Source organism: Vibrio sp. 10N.222.52.B7 (assembly GCF_041474275.1).
Classification (GTDB): Bacteria; Pseudomonadota; Gammaproteobacteria; order Enterobacterales; family Vibrionaceae; genus Vibrio; species Vibrio crassostreae_C.
Genome location: NZ_JBFRTU010000618.1, coordinates 1 through 298 on the forward strand (window position 1 = coordinate 1; position 298 = coordinate 298).

Annotated in this window: 1 pseudogene; it reads right to left on the reverse strand. The window is 49.3% G+C overall.

Annotated elements, in window-relative coordinates:
• Positions 1–298 (reverse strand): annotated as a pseudogene (locus AB4512_RS24480) (type II secretion system F family protein); the annotation flags it as partial.

Consider the following 298-nt stretch of genomic DNA (forward strand, 5'->3'; position numbering starts at 1 on the left):
TGGTGGTCACAATATTGTTGATGTCAGGAAGCTGGACTCGTTTGTCTAGGTTTGAAAGTGCCGTTTGTGGTGAATCAAGAACCGATATCTCAGTCGCAGTGAGTAGCCATTCTCGTGACAATGCTGGAGAGATCGCACGCATCTCTTCACCGACACAGCGAAATACCGCTTCGAGTGTTAGACCTGATGCGACACATACCACCATCAGATCGACTGCATCAGGAATAACGCGGCTAATTTGCATTCGGACTTGGTTCACGCGCCAATCTAGAATGCGGTCGAACAGGATGCCAACCAC